Raw genomic sequence first — 21,150 nt, 5'->3', positions numbered from 1 at the left:
CGCAATATGCGCCTTTTTTTGTACCAGTAATTCTGTTAGCTTAAAAAATTACCAATATTTCTTAAGGATAAGTCGTGCGACTATTTAAGTTACTCTGTATTAGTGGTTTTTTACTCTGTACTAGTCATGTAATGGCTCAACCAGCTGCAGATGAGGCGGTTACACATTACAGCCAACATACGCATACTATCGAATCAAGTAATCTTAGTGAGCAACGCACTGTCGTTGTGCAATTACCAAAAAGCTATCAAACACATCCAAACAAAAGATATCCCGTTATTTACCGTTTAGATGGGGCCGGTAATTTACCATTGATTAATGCTGTGCTAGAGCGCTTACAAGAAAATGATCAAGCGCCAGAGGTGATTGTAGTTGCGATTGAAAGCACTAATCGACTTAGAGATTTTTATCCGACAGTGAACAAAGAACCACAAGGACCTGTTGGCGAAGGCGGTGGTGCAGCAAAGTTTTTAGCTTTTGTAGAGCAAGAACTGATGCCTTTGGTTAATAAACAGTATCGTACTCATGATTATAGAGTTATTGCAGGAGCCTCAGCTGCGGGTGTATTTGCTCTTTATGCTATGCAGGCTGACCCTGAGTTATTTCAAGCGCACATTGCTTATAGCCCTGCGGTATGGTGGAACTATGGCGCCCCGGCTAAAAGTCTAAATACCTTTGTTACTAAAGCCAAAAGCATTAACAACTATGTTTATATGAATATCGGCGAAGAAGCCGGCATTATGCGCGAAAGATACGATGATATGCAGCAAACGATGCAAAATAGTAAGGTGCAAAATCTGCGCTTTAAGAGCGATGCCTTTGCAGGTGTTTCGCATAACCTAACCTCAGCCGCAGGGGCATTTAATGCGTACCATGGCTTATTTTTATCTAAACATATGCCTTTGAGTGCATTGGGCGATGATGTTTCATCAATTGATGCCTATTATCAACGTTTATCTCAGCAATGGGGCGAGCAAATAGCGCCACCAGACCGCGCTGTTAGGATGCTGGGTTACAGCTTAACGGATAACCAGCAATTTGAGCGGGCTATTGAGGTGTTTAAGTACAATATCAAAAACTACCCTAAATCAGCGTATGCACTGTCAGCTTTGTCATATGGCTATGAAATGCAAGGTAATGTTCGCCAAGCATTAGTTCAAATTGAGGCTGCAATCGCTGTTGCCGATGACTCTTATCCCTACCCAGATTACTTAAAAGAGACAAAAACGAGGTTACAAGGGCAGCTATAATTAAGCTGCCTTAAACAAATCAATGGTCTTGGTGATAATAGCTTAGGGTTTGTAGGGCAAGCGCAAATACATCTGCGCTGTTATCACCATTAACGTTTTTAACCACAGTCACCGCGACAGTAATGCCCGGCACAGTTTTCGCATTCACCGCAGATTGAAAGGCGGCATCAATCGCTTTTGGTAGTTCAGCTGCGCTGCTAACATGAGCTGTATCCTTTTTGAGTAACCTTGCAGTCACTCTTGTTATTATTTTTAAGGCATTTTTGATTGCTCAAATTTTCTCTAGATGACAACCCATAGGCGCTTAATTGCACATTTTTCACGTTGTGTTAGTTTGGATAAATATTAAACTGCACCAAAAATTTAGAACAAGTAATGTGTATTAGTTTGTATATACAAGTTTGAATATTAGATATTTAGTAAAAATAAACCCCGCATTGCAGCGGGGTTTTTTGCTTTTTAACAATAAGTTAAGAATTAAAAGTCAGTCGGTGCTGGTGGCACGGTGAGTGGCTTTTTCGGGTTGTCTTTTAGCTCTTTTAATAGCTCTTCTACGGCACGTTCAATCGATGGATCTTTACCTTGGTAGATTAACTCTGGGCGGTCAACAACCTTGATATCTGGAGTGACACCTTCGTTTTCGATGATCCAGTTGCCATCGTTATCTAAAATGCGGAATGTTGCCGCGATAACTTGGCCGCCATCTACTAGGCTTGGGTTACCTGAAATACCAATTAATCCACCCCAAGTACGGGTACCAATAAGCTTACCTAACCCTGCTTGGCGGAAGTAGTAAGGAATAGCGTCACCGCCTGAACTTGAGTAACCATTGATCAGCATGGCTTTTGGACCATCATGAGCAAATTGTGGTGTTTTCGTTGGCTCAACACCGCGGCGCTTCCAGTAGTTAAGCGGTTTACGAGCAAGCCAAGTGATCATGTGCTCAGGAATAAAGCCACCGCCATTGTATCGGTCATCAATAATCATGGCGTCTTTGGTGGTTTGCGGCATGTAGTTTTTGAACATGGCGCGGTTACCTTCGTAGGCTGTATTTGGTAAGTGAACATAACCAATACGGCCATTTGATAGCTTATCAACGTAGGCTGCACGAGAGTTAACCCAGTCTAAATAACGCAAACCTTGCTCGCTGGAGACAGGCTTAACGGTAACTTGCCATGCACCTTTGCTGCGCGGCTTACTGTTAAGAACTAACTCAACTTGCTCACCTTGAGTGTTCTCTAGTAGTTCGTAGAAGTTAGCGACGTCTTTTACTGAGCGGCCATTTACGGCAATGATGTAGTCGCCGTTATGTGCTTTTACCCCTGTTGTGCCAAGTGGTGAGCGGAAGTCTTCATGCCAGTTTTCACCTTGGAAGATTTGCTCAATTTTTACGTATCCAGATGGATCGCTGGCAAGTTTTGCACCCAATAAGCCGTGCTTTTTACGCTCTGCTTTTGGCATATCACCCGACTGCACATAAATGTGGCCTGAGTTAATTTCACCTGCGATTTCACTGAGAATGTAATCTAGGTCACTACGGTGTGAGATTGCATCAGCCATAGGTTGATACTTGGCTAAAATTGCGTCCCAATCTTGGCCGTGATGGTTTTCATCGTAGAACCAATCACGTAATGTACGCCAGCCTTCAACATACATTTGCTGCCATTCAATTTGTGGCTCAATTTTTAAGGTCATGTTACTAAGATCTAGCTTATTCGCTGCTAGGTCTTGTTTTGCTTTAGGCTCAATTAAGCTGTAATCGTTACCCGCATGTACTAACAGGTGTTCACCGTTGCTCGAAATAGTATAACTACGAACCCCTTTAGCCACGGTTTCAAGCTCGCTGTCGTGAGCTGTGCCTATCAATTGTAGGCCACCATTAGCCAGTGTTAGCACGCCACCTTTTACTGCCGTTAAACCACGATAATCTCCAGCTGGCGCATTTAAAGCGGTTACACGCTGCATAAAGTCACTGCTTTGCAGGGTATTTTTCGCTTTCTTGTCGTCATCTTTTTGTTTATCGCTGACGATCGCTGTTTCATCACTTTGTAATGCGATAAGTGGTTTGATGCTGTCATTTACGGCTGCGGCATAAATACGCGTTGCACGATTAAACATGTAGTCAAACTCGTAGCTGCTAAAGGCTAAGTTAAAGTCGCGCTCAGAACTAAAATACAGGTATTGACCATCAGGAGAGAAAGTTGGGTTTTGCTCATTGGTCATTTCATCCGTTAAGCGAGTCACTTTCTTTTTATCAACATTGTAGTGCCACAGTGAGGCATAGCGGTTTTCATTGTTTTTCACATACACAATGTCTTCGCTATTTGGCGACCAAGTATATTGGCGAATGCCTTCTTCATCGTAGATGCTGGTATCAATTTTGTGTTGTTTTCCTGACTTTGCATCTATCCACCAGAGTGTGTGGTTTTTATCTGCAAATAACAGTTTTGAGCTATCTGGTGACCAAATAGGTGTAAAACGCCAAATAGTGCCGTTGCTGGTTAGCTGCTTGGTGGCATTATTTTTACTGCGGTCTTTTAAGTAAATTTCGTATTCGCCACTTTCATCGCTCATATAAGCAATATAACGGCCATTTGGCGACCAACTTGCGTCAATTTCGCGGCCTTTTGCTGTGTAAGATAGGTTACGTGTTGGGCCTTGTTTAACCGGTACGCTAAATAGCTCACCGCGGGCAGTAAAGAGTGCACGCTTACCATCATGAGAAATCGACATTGAGTCGATAAAGTCACTCACATTTTTTGTGTACGGCATTGCGTATTGACGCACACCAGCAATGTTAATGCTCAGCTTGCTGCTTTTTTGAGTTTTTGGATCAAAGCGGTAAAGGTAACCACCGTTTTCATAAACAACGGCATTTGGGCCAGCTGATGGCCACAGTACGTCAAAGTCTTTATGGTTGGTCAGCTTCTTAGGCTCAGCGCCTTTTTGGTATTGATACAAGTTAAGGGTGTAATCACGGTCAGATACAAAGTAAATGTTGTCGCCAACCCAAGTTGGTTGCTGATCGGTAGCGCGGTTACTGGTTAGCTGCTCTGAGGTATTGTTTTTTAGATCGTAAACCCAGACATCTTGTGCACGACCGCCACGGGTGCGCTTCCAAGTACGAAATTCACGGTCAATTGGCGTGTAAACATATTTACTACCATCTGGCGAAAGCATGCCGCCACCGGTTTCTGGAATAGCCAGAGGTTGCTCAAGGCCACCGTCAGCAGGCACCATGTATGGACGACCCATACGTTTACCCCACGGTGTACGGTTAGCACGAAATACCACATTTTTGCCATCAGGTGTCCAATCGAGAACACGATAATCAAAACCGCCGCGTGGTGGCATTGGGCCAACATCGTTGTAGTAAGTCAGTTGTTTTAAGCCAGAACCATCGCTGTTAATGACATAAATTTGGCGGCTGCCATTGTACTCGGCTGCAAAGGCAATGCGTTTACCGTCAGGTGAAAACTTAGGGAAGGTTTCAAAGCCAATATGGTCAGTTAAGCGTTTGCTCTCGCCAGTTTGCGTATTAGCAATGTAAATATCGCCACCGTACACAAAGGTAACGTTTTGGTTATGAATATCTGGAAAGCGCAGTAAGCGCGTGTCTTTAGTTTCGTAAGCTGATGCCCAAGGTGCTAGTGTCGCAGCCATGGCCAGTGCCAACGTTGTTAGTTTTTTCATGGGATTACATCCTATTTTGGGAACTGTTACATCATAACTATTCAGTTTTAAATAGCGATGCTGATGCGATGAAAGTCTGTTACAAAATATGAATAAAAAAAGGTTGGCAGTAAATGCCAACCTTTGCGAGCTATGTCATACCATAAAACATAACTTCTTAGTGGTCGTGATCGTCACTTTCTTCTGCAATGCCTAACCAAGTGATGGCGCTAGGTGCAAAAGTCAGTTCAAGATCACCTTCAATTTCAAGATCTTCGATATGTACTTTTAGTACGTGCTGAGCGATAGGGTCAGCAACGTAAGCAAACTCACTATTTTGTGACACAGTCATGCTGAAGTTCATGCCTTCTGGCATCGTTGTTACGTCTTCTTCAGTGATATCTACTTTACCGGCAAGTTCCCAGTGCATGTGGCCGTCGTGCTCATGGGCTTCAAGCACGTTTAAAAAGCCTAAGCTATCAAGTACTAAAAAGTGCTCACCGCTTGCTGAGAATGAGTAAGATACAGCACTTGCGCCTTCATCAAGTTGCCACTCAAGTACTTCCATTTCAGCTTCACTTGGGTTGATACTTACAAATACACCCGATGCAATTGCAATAAAGCTTTCACTACCTTCATGGCCATATAATGTGCCAATACGTGTATCACCTAGCGCATCTATATTGGCGATTTTTTCTGCATGATATTCATCATCATGCTGGTGGGCTACCAGTACACCGTCACCACAACCAAATGCTACATAATCATGGTTTTGCGCTGCACCGTGTAAATCTGGGCAAGTAACTTCAAATGTTTGTTCAAGCTCATATTCACCGTCATGAAGGTGGAAAACACCCACTTGATCCGGCAGGATTTTAGCGTTTGAAGTGCTTTCGCTATCAGCACGACGCAATGTTGCAACTAGGTGCTCGCCACGAGGCTCTGCAACACCGTGCATATTGATGTCGTACTGAATACCTGCAAGCGTCTCTGTTTCGTTTGTAATATCGTTATCAGTTAACACTTCTACTGAGGCAACTGTACCTGCGTCGGCATTACCATCGTAAAACACGGCCATTTGGCCATCATGTTTAACGATGTGAGTAGGGCGGCTGCCCGTTGTTAGCTCGTAGTCACTAAATGCTGGGCCTTGTTTATAATCATGTAAATGTTCGCCATGATCTTCACGCCATAAACCGCCATCGATAAAACCTAAGTAATCTTGGTTACGGTTAGCAATAACCGCATAACGGTAGCTTGGTGAAACATTTAGTGAGCTTGATTCATGAGTAAGCGAAAACGTTTCTAGTAACGAGTCGTCATCTAAATCAAAGATATTCGCTTCGTTGCTATCTGCTGATAAAACCGCTAAACGGCCCATTGAGTCAATGGTATAGCCATCGTCATGATCATGGTCATCACCACCGTCGTCTGGAACCTCAATAGGATCTTTCTCAACAATATTTGTTTCTGCATCACCACATGCGGTGATCAGGGTGCTACTAATTGCCAGTGCCAATAGTTTTAATCTAAATAAGTGTGTCATGTAGGTTTCCTTTATTTGTAATTTTGTTTTAGAAGTAGCCGCGAACACCAAGCGCAAAACTGCGCCCAGGACGTGGTGCAATATCTTTTAAGAATGAGCTATGAACGCGGGCTTCTGTGTCCGTTAAATTTGTGCCTTTTAAATAAAGCGATAGGTCTTGGTTCAATACCGATAAGTCATAAGAAATACTGGCATCAACAAGGGTGTAGCCGTCTGTTGTGGTTTCTTGTTGTGCTATGCGGTCTTGCTCTTGGTAGCGCGTAACGTGAATATTTGCCGTTAGATTCTCTGTTTGATAGCTAAACTCAGTACCAAAACGCAGTGGTGGAGTACGCGGTAAATCTCCGCCGTCTTTTAGGCGAGCGCGTACATAATCTGAGAATAAGTCGACTTTAAATTCGTCGGTTAGCTGCCAAGCAACTTGCGCTTCAAAACCATGTAAAACCACGTCATCTGTTTTAAATAAATAAACAGGTAGCTCAGATGAATGATCGTGCTCATCTTCGTGAGCATGTTCATCGCCATGGTCGTGATCATGACCGCTTTCAGCGTATAGGCCAGTGTTGACCTGGTAATAATAGTTATCTACTTGGTTGTAAAACGCATTGAAGATAAAGCCAATATCACCCTCGGTTTTACGGAATGTCAGGTCGATATTATTTGCTGTTTCTAAGTCGATAGCCTCTTCTGATAGCTCAAAATGACCATCATGAGTGTCGAATAGCGCACCAACTTCATAAGTTGCAGTACCAATGTGTGGGCCAAAAGATAACAGCTCAGAAGCAGATGGAGCACGTTCAGAACGCGATACCGATAAACCTAGGTTATAACCCGGTGTAAAATCCCATACCACACCTGTTGATAAGCTTACCGGTGTAAACTCTTGGGCAACATCAAATACACGTGTGTAGTTTGATTCTTCGTGTCCATGATCATGACCGTGGTCGTGCTCATCACCGTCTTCATCATGTGCATGGGCGCCAATGTCTGGTAAAAGCACATTGTTAGCATCAATAGTAACTCGCTCAACACGGCCCCCTAATTGCACTAAAAAATCGCCAAAATGCTTTTCTTCCATAATTGCAAAAGCAATACTTTCAGTAACCGACGGAGGAGTGAAGGCTTCAGAGCCTTGTGCTTCTACATCACTTTTTTTGTAATGAAAGCTAACGCCACCATTCCACTCATCAAATTGGCTATGCAGAATGTCAACGCGCAGCTCATTGGTTTCATTTTTGAAAGTTGTGCCTACTGCGCCGTGTTCGATTTCAGCGTGTTCGTAGTCAGTGTGGCCCGCACGTAAGTTAATTTTGCTTAGCCATTCACTGTCGATATTGTATTCACCAAGCAGCTGAACTTTGGTTTGTTCAAGATCAGCAAAAACGGCTTCTTCTTCGCTGTGCTCCTCTTCATGGTCATGTCCTTCATGCTCTTCTTCTTCACCATGAGTATGGCCAGGAATACCGTATTGGCGGTTAAATTGCTCAACCGCAACACCAAGGTAACCTTGCTCAAATAAGTAGCTAGTACCAACAGTAAAGCCATCTGAGTCTTCATTACTGTTTTCTACTATGTACTTTGAGCTGTGCTCTGTTTCGTCAATATCGGCGGCAACAGGTACTTCGTAATCGTCTGATTCACGCCAGAATGCATCAGCATAAAAGGCAAATGACTCTGTTCCTGTGGTGGCATTAAACGAAGCAACTTTTTGCTCATCTACAGAGTTATGTTCTAGGTTCCATTCACCACGTGTTGTGCTGTCTGTTGGTACGCGACTATCAACTACGTTGACGACACCACCAATTGCACCGCTGCCATAAAATAGAGTTGCTGGGCCACGTAATACTTCAATTTGCTGTGCCGTTGATGCTTCAGATGCCACTGAGTGGTCAGGACCAACACGTGACACATCACTGACATCTAAGCCATTTTGCGTAATTAAAACACGTGGGCCGCTTAAACCTCGGATCACAGGGGTACTGGCAACCTTGGCATGAAAGTTTGTGTTAACGCCCGGTAGTTTTTCGAGGCTATCGCCAAGCGTTGATGCTTGTTGGCGTCTTAATTGTTCGCCTGATAACACACTAACTGGTGAGGCAGATTCCATCGCTGACATATGAATCGGCGTTGCTTCAACATCAATCACTTCAATCGGTGAGCGCTTCAGATTAAAGGTTGCGCTGTGGTCTTGGTCATTGGCAAGCGTGATATCACGGTGTAAGTGAGCATAACCTGGCGCTGAAATATGCAGCTCTTTTAAGCCGTTATTTAAGCCGCTGATTTCAAACTCACCTTTGTCGTTAGTTGTTACTTTTTGATCAGACCCTTCAAGGTCAACTGTGGCATTTGCAACCGCTTTACCTTGGTTATTTAACACAACGCCTTTGATTGATTGCGCCAAGACACTGGCTGGTAATAACGTCGCTATGACGACAGCTATTTTTGATATGTTATTCATTAGTTACCACTCTTTAGTACGTTATAATGTATCAATTGTGCTTTAATTGTTATAATGTATCAAGAGTGAATCGATGAATGAGTTTTATTCTTTTTTGTAACAGCATATTTATAGCGAGGTAAATGGAGTGGTTCGGGTTATGAAAGCAGCAAAATTAGCAGTGCTGTGCTTTATGATTGGATGTGTTTTTTCAGCTCAAGGGCATCAACACCATCATCATTCACATGGTGAGGGAGTGCTTTTTGTGGTTCATGATCAAGACAAATGGCAGGTTAAGTTCATTTTACCGGCTGGAGATATTTTTGGCTTTGAACATCAACCCGAAACAGCTGAACAAAAGCAGGTCATTAAAAAAACATTAGCCAAATTAGAAAATTCACAGCAGCTAGTGACATTTAACGGCGAATGTAAGCTTATTCATGCTAAATTTGAAAACCCATTTGAGCATCACACTCATCATGCACATCAAGACTTAGAAGTTGAATACTCGTTTAACTGTGATAAGCCCGTCTCTAAAGTCACTGTGACTTTATTTGCATGGGCTGAAGCCATATCTGTTATCGAAGCACAGTGGATCACAGAGCAAGCGCAAGGGATAGCAGAGCTGACAGCAACAAAACCTTATATTGAGTGGCCGCTATGAATAAACAGCGATTAACCAGCGCACTTAATAAAGCAAAGCAGGTTTGCCTTGAGCATGGCAGAAAATTCACCATTCAGCGCAAGCAGATACTGCAAATATTACTAACCACAGACGTGCCGCTATCAGCATACGAGTTGGCCAGTTGCTACAAGCTGCGCACAAGCTCTAGTGTATCTGTTATGTCTGTTTATCGAATCTTGAACTTTTTGGAGTCGATAAACCTTGTTCGCAGGCTTAATAGTGCTAACAAATATATTGCTTACGGTACCGACAGTGAGGTTTTTAAGCGTGAGATTTCTTTGTTTTTGATTTGCCGTCATTGCCAAAAAGTTGAGACTTTAGCGGTTTCACAAAGTGATGTTGCAAAGCTTTTCCCTCACTTTGCTGATGTGGGCTTTACCTCACAAACAAAGCAATTTGAAATGATGGGAGTATGTAATGAGTGCCAAGCTAAACTTGCTTGATGCACTTTTAATAATTCATGTGTTCTATTTTTTAGGAATTTTTCAGTGAAATTACAATTAATGATGGATAAGTTTGCCATAGGTTTATCAGCTATGTGTGCGATTCACTGCTTAGCTGTGCCAGTATTATTAGTTTTATTACCAAGTGCCGCTGCACTGGGTTTAGGTAACGAGCAATTTCATTTTTGGATGTTGGCAGCAGTGTTGCCAAGTAGCTTATTAGCGCTATTTGTAGGGTGTAAAAAACATAAACGATATCAATTATTTATACTGGGTATTGTGGGTCTTGCTCTATTATTGTCAGCTGTAGTATTAGGCGAAAATATCATTGGTGAAGCTGGTGAGAAAGTGCTGACCTTATTAGGGTCGTTATTTGTAATTGCAGGGCATTGGCTTAACTTTCGCTTATGTAATAAAAAAGTAGATGAACACTGCCCTTGTCCTAGCGAATAGCGATAGGTTGCAGAATAAAATTGAGTAATGAGTGTTTAACTGATGACTTTAATTGGAGAGCTTTTTAATTGGCAGATACTTGAATTAGTGCTGGTGATAACGATTGCAGCGGTGATCACCGCCTTTATTCCCGCAATAGAAGCTTATAAGCAGGCCCTACATACAAGCTTGTCGGCCAATAAGTGATTGCTATTAAATTGTTGTTTTATGTTTTAAGAATAAATTACATGCCTGAGTTCGATTACTTACTCCAAGCTTTGTGAAAATGGCTGAGATATGGTTTTTTACCGTTTTCTCCGAAATGTTTAGGCTGATTGCGATTGATTTATTGGTATCTCCGTTAGCAATTAAGTGGAGTACTTTAAATTGTGATGGAGTAAGGTTTGATAATTGCTGGAAATGTTTGCTTAGAGATTCGGGTAATGTTGATAAGCTGTTTGTATTTGGAAATTGATAGTCACCATTAAAAATATCATGAAGAACTGACACTAATTCGTCAATATAAATGGATTTTGAGATAAACTCAGAAGCACCCGCGAGTAAGCATTCTGCGCGCGTTTCTTGTGAATCATGTGCACTTAATACAAGAATAGGTATTTCTTGATAGGTTTGGCGCAAGAAATAAAGGCCGCTTACATTTGCAGCGCCAGGCATATTAAGATCCATGATTACAACATCAAGCTCCCCATCATCATTTTGTATTTTAGAAAATAAAGTAAGATAGCTATTAGCATGATCAATAAAAGTATTGTGTAAGCGGTTTTGCAAGGCGCTTTTTAAGCCTTCTAAAAAAAGGGGATGATCATCTGCAATGAGTATTTTATTCATCTTTTTGTTTATCTTTGATTTGTTGTATCAACCATGATAATCGGCTGTATTTTATGGGTTTACTGAGAAATCGATAGCCAAAATTAGACTTTACTTGATCTCTGACGCGAACGTCTTCAGACATAATAATGATGTTATTCTGTGCTAATGAGAATCGATCGGCAAGTTGTGTGGCTATATCAAAGCCTATTGCACCATTATCAAGGTGTAAGTCACTGATAATAAGTGCAGGTGTCGGGCCTTCATAGATAAGCGCTTGAACTGCACTTGTCATTACTTTGGGTGTAAAACCACGTCTTTTGACCATGGAGGCAACATCGTTTGCATAAGCTGGATCATCGTCAATGATGAGTACCGTTGTCGGTGATATCGCAATCTGTGAAGGCTTAGAGCTGATTAGCTTACTAGGAAATGAAAGACTAAACGTACAGCCTTTAATGGTGCTCTGCAGACTAATATTTAGCTCTAGAATAAGGCAAATTTGGTGTACAATCGTCAGCCCTAAACCACTCCCTGCATAGCGATGTGTTCCACGTACAAAGCTGTTGAATATTTTATCTCTAATATTATTGTCGATGCCTTTGCCCGAATCTTTTATCGCAAATGTTAAGCCATTATTATCTGTTTTGGTTATTAATACCTCTATTAGCCCATGTTCTGGTGTATTTTTGATTGCGTTATCAATCAGGTTATTTATTACACGGGCGAGTAAAAATGGATCGGTGAATAACCAAATTTCGTCGCATTGAGAGTTGAATGTTAAATGCTGAGATTTTTGTTTTGCCATATCCTTAAAGCGCTGAATACTTTGCATGCTCAGTTCGCAAAGGTTTACATCTACTTTGGACGGCTTAATCATTTTTGCATCAAATTTAGATAAGCTAACAATTGAATCTACTAGCCGATCAAGTAATGTGATTTCACCCAGTATTGTTTCTCGTATCGATGTGCTTTTAGGTAAAATCTCTAGTAGCTTTAAACGAATGGCATTTAAAGGTGCTCGTAAGTCATGACTTGCAGACGCAATAAAACGTGTTTTATCTAAGTTGGCTTTAACTGCAATTTGCTGTTGTTCTTTATAGAGCTGAGTTTTTGCTTCAACTTGTTTAGCAAGCTCCAAAGCGTAGGATTTTTGTTCTTGATGTTTAAGTTCAGAAATCGCTAATTCAGCATTTTTTAAACGTAACTTAAATGTAAAACCTAAGGCTATTGCAATAATAATAAATGCAATATAAAGAGCTATCATTGATGGGCGCAGGTACAAAGGGGGTTGTACTTTAAAGTGCGATTCAACGTATGCTTTTTGTAACCCATCATAGTTGATTAATTTGGCTTGCAACGTGTACTGCCCAGGCTTGGGCTTGATTAAGGTTATATAACGTGAGCGACTGGTTAACCATTGGGGGGGCTGTGCTTGGGCGCCTACTAATCGGTAGAGTAGGCTATCGCCGCTGGCGGGTGGAAGTGTTGCGCTCAAAGCAAATTCTATTACGCTAGGATCAGTGAATTCGGCCCCATCTTGCAATTCTTGTGAAGCACCGTCTATGCTGAGGTTTGTCAATGACAAAGATGTATTTTCTTGTTCTTTAAGTAGTTTTTCTGGGTCGACAATTAGTAGATCTTCCCTGTTTGATAAATAAATAAACTTGTCTACTCGGCCGCAATTTTCTGTAGCAGGAATAGCACCTAATCCATTACTACCTGTAAAGCTATGGATGTATTGTTGTTTAGGATCATAAACACTTACGCCTTGACGGGAGCTAATCCAAATACGTTTTGCTTTGTCTTCTGTTATACAATTTCCAGGAGGGGTGAATTCTTTATTGGCAATTGTCAGTAATGATATTTCTGCATGCGGCATTTTTGTATCAAGAGTATAAACCCCTTCATCAAGCGTGGTGATCCACAAAACATTGTTGCTTGCCAAAAATAAGTTAGTGGCTGCTTTGGGCCCGCTTAGAGCCTGTAATTTAATATCTCTACCGTTAACCCATTGATGTAAGTTTAAGGTCATTACGCCATGGCGTTGGCTAGAAATATATAAAACACCGTTAGCGAATGCTGTATCAATAACTGAAGCCAGCTCTAAAGGAAAGCTTTGTTGAACGATTAGCGAGTCACTTTGTAGCTTGGAAAGGTGTATGTATTTGTCGTCAATTATTATAAAAAGGTTCTGCTCTGAGAGTTCTTTTACGTAGGAGATTGGAGCATTTGGATCGGGCCGTCCTTGTACTGGGTAGTATTGATATTGTTTGTTTTCTAGCCGTGCTATTTCCTGAAAATTCCTAACAGCGATTGTTTGCTCGGTGAAATAACGTAAACCTTGAGAAGCAAGGTGGCTTTGTTGTTTTCTCCAACCGTGCTTGTCTGAGAATCGAAAATTCTGTGTTGGTGTAACTATAACTAGCTCATCTTGGTGAATATATTGCGTGAGAATCGGTGGAGTAAATTGAGGGTTTGCTACTTTGAGAGATTTAAATTCGTAAGCTAGAGGTGAAACATAGTAAAAACCATTGGTAGTTCCTATGAATAGTTCATTATTAATATCGATCTCAGCCGATAATGCCATACTTGCTTGTCGGAAGTTATCATTGATACTTGAGGGGGAAATCAGCTTGATCATTGTCGCTGTTTTACTATCTAAGACAACAATACCACGTTGTGTCACAGCATATACATCATCACCTTTAACATCTAAATTAGAGATCATATTTGATGGAAAGGCGCTCGTTTTTTCATTCAGGTGAGCTTTGAGGCGGTTGTTATTATCATAAACATAGATGCCTTTATTGAAGATGCTTAGCCAGACATTTTGATTATGTAAGTCGACAGCCATTGCTCGAATATCTTCTTTACCTCTCGCTAAGTTTTCTAAATTAAATAGTCGGTGCTTACCTGATTGCCAATTAAATAAGACTAAGCCACTAGAGGTCATCAGAAGAATATGGTTTTGATCATAACGTGCGAACGAATTTACTTGAGCATCTTCATAAAGTTTGTGTTTGACGACGCTAATTGTATTTGTTTTTAGGTTAAGTTTTATTAGTTGTCGATTTGCAACTACGTAAGCCAATGATTCATCAATAAACAGCATGTTGGTAACACGTTGCAGTTCTTTGTTCGGATCAGGGAATGATGTTGCATTGAGACTTTTAGGATCAACAATTTCTATACCTCCAAGCCCAAGTACCCACATTTTTTTATTCAATGCATGAATTTGTGTTACAGGGTTAAAGCGCAGTCCTTGACCTTGGTGATTACTTTTTTTTAATTGGATTACGCCAAGACCATCAACGATACTCACGCCACCAGGGGAGGCCAGCCAGAGTCGACCGAACATATCTTTTTCAATATCATAAACGCTGTTATGAACTAGGCCTTTGGTTGTGTCCCAGTGAGCGGCATAGGGAGAAAGCTGCTCTATTGCTTGAGCATTACAAAGCCAAAAGAAAAACAAAACTAAAATACGCAAAGACATAATGCAATAAGCTCCCCGTAGGGAGCTTTAAAAAGGTTAATTTAACTTGCGTTTAACTATGAATGGCAGCAGCAAAATTAGCAACCAAATGAGACTACCTGAAGATGAACGATTAACCACATCTACGGTCACTGTCGATTTAGAGACGAACTCGCCATCACTTACAGATACTTGGAAAACAAGCGTCGTATCGCGCTCAACGTCAGGGGTTTCAAGTGTTACTTGGCTCGTTGATGTGGTGCCTGTCATTGCGGCTGGGCCTTGCAATTGCTGCCACACAACTTGCAGCTCATCAGCGTCTGGATCTGAGCTTGGGCTAGCATCTAGTGTGAAGCTTTGACCTTCATCAACCGTAATCAAGGTGTTTGCAATTGTCGCAATTGGAGCGTGATTTGGGTTTACATGAGTAATGTTACCGGTTTGCATATCGCCTTTTGAGTTAGTTAACTCAAACTGATGGATGAATTCACCTTCTAGTGGCGTTGTGAGTGCCACCGTCACTGGAATGGTCATTGGCTCTGCGGTCTGTGCAGCTTGCAAAGCATTTAGAGTGATTGTGTTGCCAGTTACTTCAGTATTGATGTCATCTGAGCTGGCTGTAAAGCCCTCAGCGAGTTTAATTTTCGCCTGATAGCTCACATCTTCGTTTAGTGGGTTAGGCGCTAAAGTTAGGCTTAATGTTGTGGGTATCCCAGTTGTCACTTCATTATGTTCAGCGGTTAAAGCCATAGCGTCGGTTAACTGATTAATGATCAAGCTCGTCTTACCGTGTGACACCGACGTGCCGGTATATTTGTCTTGTTCAAACACTTCAATGCTGCCGTAGTAATTGCTTTTGGTATCAAGCTTTTTATCCCACATAATGTTGAATGGCATGCTGTCAAAGGCTGTGCTGTTGGTATCTGGTAATACATTCATTGAAACACGATTTTCAGGTGTGTTACGCACCACATCAATTGCAATAGTGTCTAGCTCTTTGCCTGAACCTTCATAATTCCATGCCAACACCCAATACTGACCAGGAGCATAGCCAGAGAGCGAACATTGCTCACCGACATTTCGCGTTGAAGCTGCAACGCACACACGTTCAACGGCTTGGGGTTGACCATCACCATTGGTATCTAAGCCAACAAATAAGTCAGCATCAATGGCTTGTGAACGACCAATGACAATGTCTAGCGGCTCACCTTCGCTTACCTCCAACATAAAGAATCCCGCGCCAGCCTCAAAACTGTCGAATGGCGTGTTATTATCATCTGCTGATACTTTCAATTCAGTTGTTAAGCCTTTCACCAGTGGGCTATGAGTCACATAGATTTGCTCGGGGCGGCGAAACGCATAGCTAGTAATATCGAAACCTGCTTTTTGCCAATAGTATTCCTGTGCATGCGAAATGGGAACGCGAGCAACTAATGGTTTAATGCGCACTGGCAGCGTTAGTTCTGGTTGCTGAGTTTGCTCTGAGGTGATGCGTACATTACTGTCAATCCACTCGTCACCAGCCCATTCATTAATCGTAGCGCTGATAGTGACAGAGATCTCTTCACCCGCTGCTAGGGCGACTTCTGCAGGTGTGAAGCTTAGATTATTGAGGTCGTAGTTGTTACCTTTTTGACTGAAATGATAAGTTCCCGCTTGTGTTGCTTTGAAAGTTCGCTCCCACGTACAGGTTCCAGGGCAGTTGCTGTCGATCAGATAAGGCATGTTCAGTGCTTTTACATCACCCTGAATATCAGGGTTTGCCGCTAAGAAAGCTTCTGTTGTGGCTGGCATCACTAAGCCTATGTTAGCTGCTTTATCCACTTGGATCATACCGGCGCCACGATCCCAAAGGTTGGCTTCTTGACCGTCTTCAGCACGTGTCATTTGACTATTTGCGGTCATCATTAATGCGGATTGGATTTCCGCTGCACTCCACTGGGGTTTGAGCTGTTTCAATAATGCTGCAGCCCCTGCAACATGAGGGGATGCCATTGATGTACCTGATAAAAAGCTATAATCGCTTGGTGCTGGATTAGCACTAAACGGTTGCTCATCTGAATAGGCTGCATAAATGTCCGTGCCTGGTGCTGCTACATGGGGCGATAATAGTTCAGGTAAGAAGCTTGTTGGCCCACGAGACGATGAGGTATTAACGATGTTACCTTTACTGCTTTGGCGAGTTGCGTTACCAGTGCTGAGAGTGATTTTTGGAGAGGCTTCAGTTCTAGCCCATGTTAACAACTGTTCTCCTTCAGATTGTGACACCTGCATGCCAGCAATAGGGTAAGGAATTGAGTACTGCTCATTGTTGCTGCCTTCTACATCGCGGATCACAACACCCACACCGCCCAGTTGACGGACTCGGTCAACTTTATCATAAAGACTAATACCACCGCGGTCACATAGAACAATTTTATCTTTAAGTTCAGGGTAATCACTCCAGGTAAAAAAGTTACATTGCTTGCGTAAGTTATCTATATCACCTGCATAAACAAGTTCTGCACTTATGGCTTTACTGAATCCGCCAAGGCCTTTAATTTCAGTAAAAGTTGTTGTGACACCTTCTCCTGGGTTGATAGTTTTCTCAACTACGCGGTCATGACTTGCATTTGCGACTTGGGTTGTCCATGGCGCTAGGTGGCCTACAGTATTGCTACCTGACCCCGAGTTTCCTGCAGATAAAGATACAAAAATGCCCGCTTGTGTTGCTGATAAAAACGCCAGATCAATTGCTGAATTCCAAGGTTGAGGGCCCTCTGCGCTTGGACCAATAGACATGTTTATTACATCAACACCGGCATCAATTGCATCTTCTACTGCTTTAACCATCGCCCCCATGTCACAACCAGAAACTGGCATACATACTTGAAAAGACACAATGTTTGCATGGGGAGCAACCCCAGAAATTTGCCTGAAGTTAGACCCTTCTATCGGTATACCATCGCTTTGCTCTGAGCTGCCAACTTGGTATGCCGGGATATCATATAGAATGTTACCCGCAGCCGTTGATGCCACATGACTGCCGTGGCCGTTATAGTCCTCACCTACATGTGGCCGTATATCACCGAAGCTGTCGGTGATACTGTCGTAGCTAAAAACACCGATGAGTTTGTCATTACACAGGGTGTTGTTCTCAACACAGTCACCTAGGTAGTTACCACTGCCGAGTGGGTTTGTGTGCGTGTAACCATCGCCGCCTACTGCTGCAAAAGATGGGTGATCGGTATTAATACCTGAATCGATAATCCCAACAACAACGCCTTCACCTTTTGCTTTTATAGCTTGAATTGTTTGAGCGTTCCAAATTGGGTTGGCACCAATGAATTCAGGACCAACATCCGTGTGCATTTCATAGGCAATCTGACGTTCTACCTTCAAAACATTCGGTAGACTTAATAGCTTTTCAGCTTGCTGCTCGGTTAATTCCATCGCGATACCGTTGAACACGGTGTCGTAGCTGTATAACACTTCCTTTTTTTCACCCAACACACGATTTGCTGCCTGCATAAACACTTGTTGTTCGGTTTTTACTTGTGCTTTAAATTGCTGAGCAAATTGCGTTTGTGTATCGAGTTTGCCTTTAAAGCTTGGCTCGTTTTGCGCTGCAAATGCTAGAGGCAGGCCACGAAGATGAACAAAATAGCGGTTTGTTGCGCCTTCGTGCTCTTTATTGAGTACTGTATTTACTTTGTCTTCAAACGAAAATGGTTTACTAAATAGAGCGGGTACCGTAGATGCATTGGCAACACAGCTCACTGCCATACTCATGGCGATTAATGACTTCTTCATAATAATTCTCTTTAGTTTTTACTTCATATGGCGTGAGCGACGGCACAACAGCATGCCAAAAAGCGCCATGAGGCTAAGGCCAAACGAGCCACTCGATTTGTTATTGGTTATGATGACATTTACTTGATGTGTTGTTGTTTCACCATGTGCATCTGTCACACTAACAGCCAGCGTTGCTTGCTCTTCTTTATTAGCAATAAAAGGAGCACTACCTTGAGTGGCTAATGATTGTGGGTGGCTTAATGTGATGGCAGGACCACTTAATTGCTGCCAAGAAATAGACGAAGGGCCTTTTGCTGCACTTAATAATAAATCGATATTGAATCTGTTGCCTTCCTCTACATTTATGTTTGACGGGCCCGATAAGGTTGGCTTTTTATCGTTGGCGATAGTGACTTTTGTGCTGGCAGTGGTTGCTGACTCGCCGTCATTAACATTGAGTGAGAACACTAAATCGACTGCTTTATTAACAACTGGGCTGGTGAAGCTAAGCTCCATCGCTGTTGGGTCAAAATCTACTGTTGGACCGCTCGTTTGTAGCCACTCAATATTCAGTGAGCTGTTATCAGGGTCTGTTACCTCTGCAGACACGACGACAACCTCATCTTCGCTAGCTGCTATCTGCTGTGGCATTGAAATGCTGGGGGTATCGTTGATTTGAGTGACATTTAGCGTGTAGTTCATGCTACGAGTACGGCTACTGTCTTTATCATCAGTTAGAGTCAGTACAAAAGGGAGTTTTCCTGCGTACTCTGGTGAAGGCGTGATCTGCACTAATACAGAGCTGTTGTCAATTTCGGCGCTGTAATCTGAGTTATCATTTTCACTCGTCCCTTCAATACGTATGCTGTAATCACTTGATAATTCATCAACAAAGGGCAGGCGTATTGAGAAAGGTTGATCTTCATGCGTGGTTAACGGTTTATCCGGCCATGCAAGACGGATCCCTTCTTCATTGCCTACCTCACCATTTTGTTTAATGCTTTGTAGTTGAACTGCAGCATCTCTTTCGACTGTAGTACGCAGACTTGCGATGGTTTCTCCGAATGGAGAGTGTGAAATGCTCTCGCCATTAATTACTTTATCGACTTTAGCGATCACTTGGTTGTTTATTAGTGAGCCATCTATTTTGAAATCAACGCGGTAAAGGTTTTCTGTTTGCGAGGTATAATCTTCCGACTTTAAATAGGTGAAAGAAAACGTTTCGTCATAACGACTTAAATAACCTGCGGAATAATAGCCAGAGTCTTGTGTGTCACCATAAAGAATTGGTACCAATGACACTGGCTCAGAGCCTAACATCAGCGAACCGTCGTGTGCAATGTGTTGCATGAATAGGCCATAATTGCCAAAGTTATTCTTTGAATACTGAGCGGCCCAAGCAACCAGGTAGCCATCATCGGTTGCTAACAAGGCAGGATGGGCGGCATTATCAAACTCTAAGTCGTCCCCATGAGAGAGGCGTAAACCCGAGTTTGGAAATTGTAATTGACCATCGTTATCAATGTGTTGAAACATCAAAATACGATTGAACAGTGTGGGGTGGGACCATGCTAAGGTCACACCACCTTGACCATCTGGCACAATCGCGGCGGTTGTTGATGCGCGTGCTGGTAAGCTAATATCACCAAACATAATGGCTTGTGGTGACTCGCCCCACAGAGGGTTACCATCGAAATCGTACTTTTGCACAAACAACGAGTTTGCACCGTCTTCACGACTCCCACTAAACACCACGACTAACCCATCTTTTACAGGAGTAAAGGATGAAAAACGCGTTGACCCCATTTGCTCTGCAATTTGCCAAAGCTCGTTTCCATTTTTATCAAGCATGCCTACGGCAACTTTGGCTGAGCGACTTTTTGTATCGTAGTCTAAGGCGTAAAAGAGTTTATCATCTGCGCTGGTTAGGTGAATTGGGAGCGTGCGGCCAGCATCTTCAGGAGTTGGTATAAATGGTTCTTCCCAGCCTGCGCTGCCGTCTGAATTGGTTTTAAACACCATGGTGCTATATGGGTAGACATTCAAATCTTCAAACCCAGTGTAAATAGCTCCTTCGTCATCAAGCATCATTGACCATGTTAGGATGAATGATTGCTCGCGGTCGTAAAGTGTTTTTGCACCTTGCTCCCAAGCAAAATTACCATGACGATCCAATTTGTTGATTAGAAAGTCATAGCCAGTGCTCGGATCTGAATAACCAACAATTATATTGCCTTTGTGATCGACAACCGTTTTATGTGAGGCAGAGCTTTGTGTTGCGGTTACAAATGTTGAGGTGTCATTCCCCCATTTTGCTGCAACAGGCGCTACCATACTCATACTCACAGCAAGTGCTGTGGCAGACAGAAAAAACCGCATAGATACTCCTGATTGATTTTATAATTATTTTGAATGAATAATTATTCACCATTGTTAGGAGTAGAAACATCGATCAAAGGTCCCAATCTGTATAGGAAATTAGTCCTATAGAGTGTGAGTTGATCAATTTAAAGGTATAAGAGGGGCGTACTTGAAGTAGATTTACACTTGCAATTAAGAGGAAGAATGTCGGCCAATAGTTTCTTGACCAACACGCTTGTTCAGT

The 21,150-nt window shown here is 42.4% G+C and carries 13 protein-coding genes; 5 read left to right on the top strand and 8 right to left on the bottom strand.

All coding sequences use genetic code 11. The annotated features are described in order from the left end of the window. The first annotated feature begins 74 nt into the window (after window positions 1-74). Window positions 75-1,250, top strand: a complete 1,176-nt coding sequence (locus JIG37_RS01490) for an alpha/beta hydrolase-fold protein (RefSeq protein WP_300543283.1) — start codon at window positions 75-77, stop codon at window positions 1,248-1,250. 19 nt (window positions 1,251-1,269) lie between these two features. Here JIG37_RS01490 and JIG37_RS01485 read toward each other — a convergent pair whose 3' ends face one another. From JIG37_RS01485 to JIG37_RS01470, 4 genes are all read right to left on the bottom strand, one after another. Then, on the bottom strand, window positions 1,270-1,488 hold the full coding sequence (locus tag JIG37_RS01485; protein WP_199528484.1) for a hypothetical protein: 219 nt from the start codon (window positions 1,486-1,488) through the stop codon (window positions 1,270-1,272). Window positions 1,489-1,727: 239 nt separating this feature from the next. Next, window positions 1,728-4,943: a S41 family peptidase gene (locus JIG37_RS01480; RefSeq protein WP_199528482.1), complete on the bottom strand. Its 3,216-nt coding sequence runs from the start codon at window positions 4,941-4,943 to the stop codon at window positions 1,728-1,730. A 157-nt stretch (window positions 4,944-5,100) separates the two neighbouring features. After that, window positions 5,101-6,468, bottom strand: a complete 1,368-nt coding sequence (locus JIG37_RS01475) for a 5-methyltetrahydrofolate--homocysteine methyltransferase (RefSeq protein WP_166341290.1) — start codon at window positions 6,466-6,468, stop codon at window positions 5,101-5,103. 28 nt (window positions 6,469-6,496) lie between these two features. Next, complete coding sequence (locus JIG37_RS01470) at window positions 6,497-8,926, bottom strand: TonB-dependent receptor (protein WP_199528480.1); 2,430 nt, start codon at window positions 8,924-8,926, stop codon at window positions 6,497-6,499. Window positions 8,927-9,065: 139 nt separating this feature from the next. Here JIG37_RS01470 and JIG37_RS01465 point away from each other — a divergent pair, with 139 nt between their 5' ends. The 4 genes from JIG37_RS01465 to JIG37_RS01450 are packed head-to-tail and all read left to right on the top strand — an operon-like array spanning window position 9,066 to window position 10,672. After that, window positions 9,066-9,569 (top strand): DUF2796 domain-containing protein, encoded by a 504-nt coding sequence (locus JIG37_RS01465; RefSeq protein ID WP_199528478.1) that lies wholly within the window; start codon window positions 9,066-9,068, stop codon window positions 9,567-9,569. Next, window positions 9,566-10,033, top strand: a complete 468-nt coding sequence (locus JIG37_RS01460) for a transcriptional repressor (protein ID WP_199528477.1) — start codon at window positions 9,566-9,568, stop codon at window positions 10,031-10,033. Before JIG37_RS01465 ends, JIG37_RS01460 begins: the two co-directional genes overlap by 4 nt. 45 nt (window positions 10,034-10,078) lie before the next feature. Continuing rightward, window positions 10,079-10,486, top strand: coding sequence for a MerC domain-containing protein (locus tag JIG37_RS01455; RefSeq protein ID WP_348535067.1), 408 nt, complete (start codon window positions 10,079-10,081; stop codon window positions 10,484-10,486). A 42-nt stretch (window positions 10,487-10,528) separates the two neighbouring features. Further along, window positions 10,529-10,672, top strand: a complete 144-nt coding sequence (locus JIG37_RS01450; protein ID WP_199528475.1) for a hypothetical protein — start codon at window positions 10,529-10,531, stop codon at window positions 10,670-10,672. 6 nt (window positions 10,673-10,678) lie between these two features. Here the strand turns inward: JIG37_RS01450 and JIG37_RS01445 are convergent, their stop codons facing one another. Genes JIG37_RS01445 through JIG37_RS01430 form a run of 4 tightly spaced genes read right to left on the bottom strand, consistent with a single transcriptional unit; the run spans window position 10,679 to window position 20,924 of the window. Further along, complete coding sequence (locus JIG37_RS01445) at window positions 10,679-11,314, bottom strand: response regulator transcription factor (protein WP_199528473.1); 636 nt, start codon at window positions 11,312-11,314, stop codon at window positions 10,679-10,681. Continuing rightward, on the bottom strand, window positions 11,307-14,792 hold the full coding sequence (locus JIG37_RS01440) for an ATP-binding protein (RefSeq protein ID WP_199528471.1): 3,486 nt from the start codon (window positions 14,790-14,792) through the stop codon (window positions 11,307-11,309). The genes JIG37_RS01445 and JIG37_RS01440 overlap by 8 nt, the downstream gene beginning before the upstream one ends. 36 nt (window positions 14,793-14,828) lie before the next feature. Continuing rightward, entirely contained in the window at window positions 14,829-18,563 is a 3,735-nt protein-coding gene (locus tag JIG37_RS22825) for a S8 family peptidase (RefSeq protein WP_199528469.1), read from the bottom strand. A gap of 18 nt (window positions 18,564-18,581) precedes the next feature. After that, window positions 18,582-20,924 (bottom strand): hypothetical protein, encoded by a 2,343-nt coding sequence (locus JIG37_RS01430; RefSeq protein WP_199528467.1) that lies wholly within the window; start codon window positions 20,922-20,924, stop codon window positions 18,582-18,584. Between the last annotated feature and the right edge of the window lie 226 nt (window positions 20,925-21,150).

Origin of the sequence: Pseudoalteromonas sp. bablab_jr010 (assembly GCF_016464105.1) — a bacterium.
Taxonomy (GTDB): domain Bacteria; phylum Pseudomonadota; class Gammaproteobacteria; order Enterobacterales; family Alteromonadaceae; genus Pseudoalteromonas; species Pseudoalteromonas simplex.
Note: the sequence above shows the minus strand (reverse complement) of the source record. Positions and strands in the feature narration are given on the sequence as shown.

Bases quoted from the DNA above. Each gene is read 5' to 3' on its own strand.
- JIG37_RS01480 (WP_199528482.1), bottom strand. From the start codon at position 4,943: ATGAAAAAACTAACAACGTTGGCACTGGCCATGGCTGCGACACTAGCA.
- JIG37_RS01475 (WP_166341290.1), bottom strand. From the start codon at position 6,468: ATGACACACTTATTTAGATTAAAACTATTGGCACTGGCAATTAGTAGC.
- JIG37_RS01470 (WP_199528480.1), bottom strand. From the start codon at position 8,926: ATGAATAACATATCAAAAATAGCTGTCGTCATAGCGACGTTATTACCA.
- JIG37_RS01465 (WP_199528478.1), top strand. From the start codon at position 9,066: ATGAAAGCAGCAAAATTAGCAGTGCTGTGCTTTATGATTGGATGTGTT.
- JIG37_RS01460 (WP_199528477.1), top strand. From the start codon at position 9,566: ATGAATAAACAGCGATTAACCAGCGCACTTAATAAAGCAAAGCAGGTT.
- JIG37_RS01450 (WP_199528475.1), top strand. From the start codon at position 10,529: ATGACTTTAATTGGAGAGCTTTTTAATTGGCAGATACTTGAATTAGTG.
- JIG37_RS01445 (WP_199528473.1), bottom strand. From the start codon at position 11,314: ATGAATAAAATACTCATTGCAGATGATCATCCCCTTTTTTTAGAAGGC.
- JIG37_RS01440 (WP_199528471.1), bottom strand. From the start codon at position 14,792: ATGTCTTTGCGTATTTTAGTTTTGTTTTTCTTTTGGCTTTGTAATGCT.
- JIG37_RS22825 (WP_199528469.1), bottom strand. From the start codon at position 18,563: ATGAAGAAGTCATTAATCGCCATGAGTATGGCAGTGAGCTGTGTTGCC.
- JIG37_RS01430 (WP_199528467.1), bottom strand. From the start codon at position 20,924: ATGCGGTTTTTTCTGTCTGCCACAGCACTTGCTGTGAGTATGAGTATG.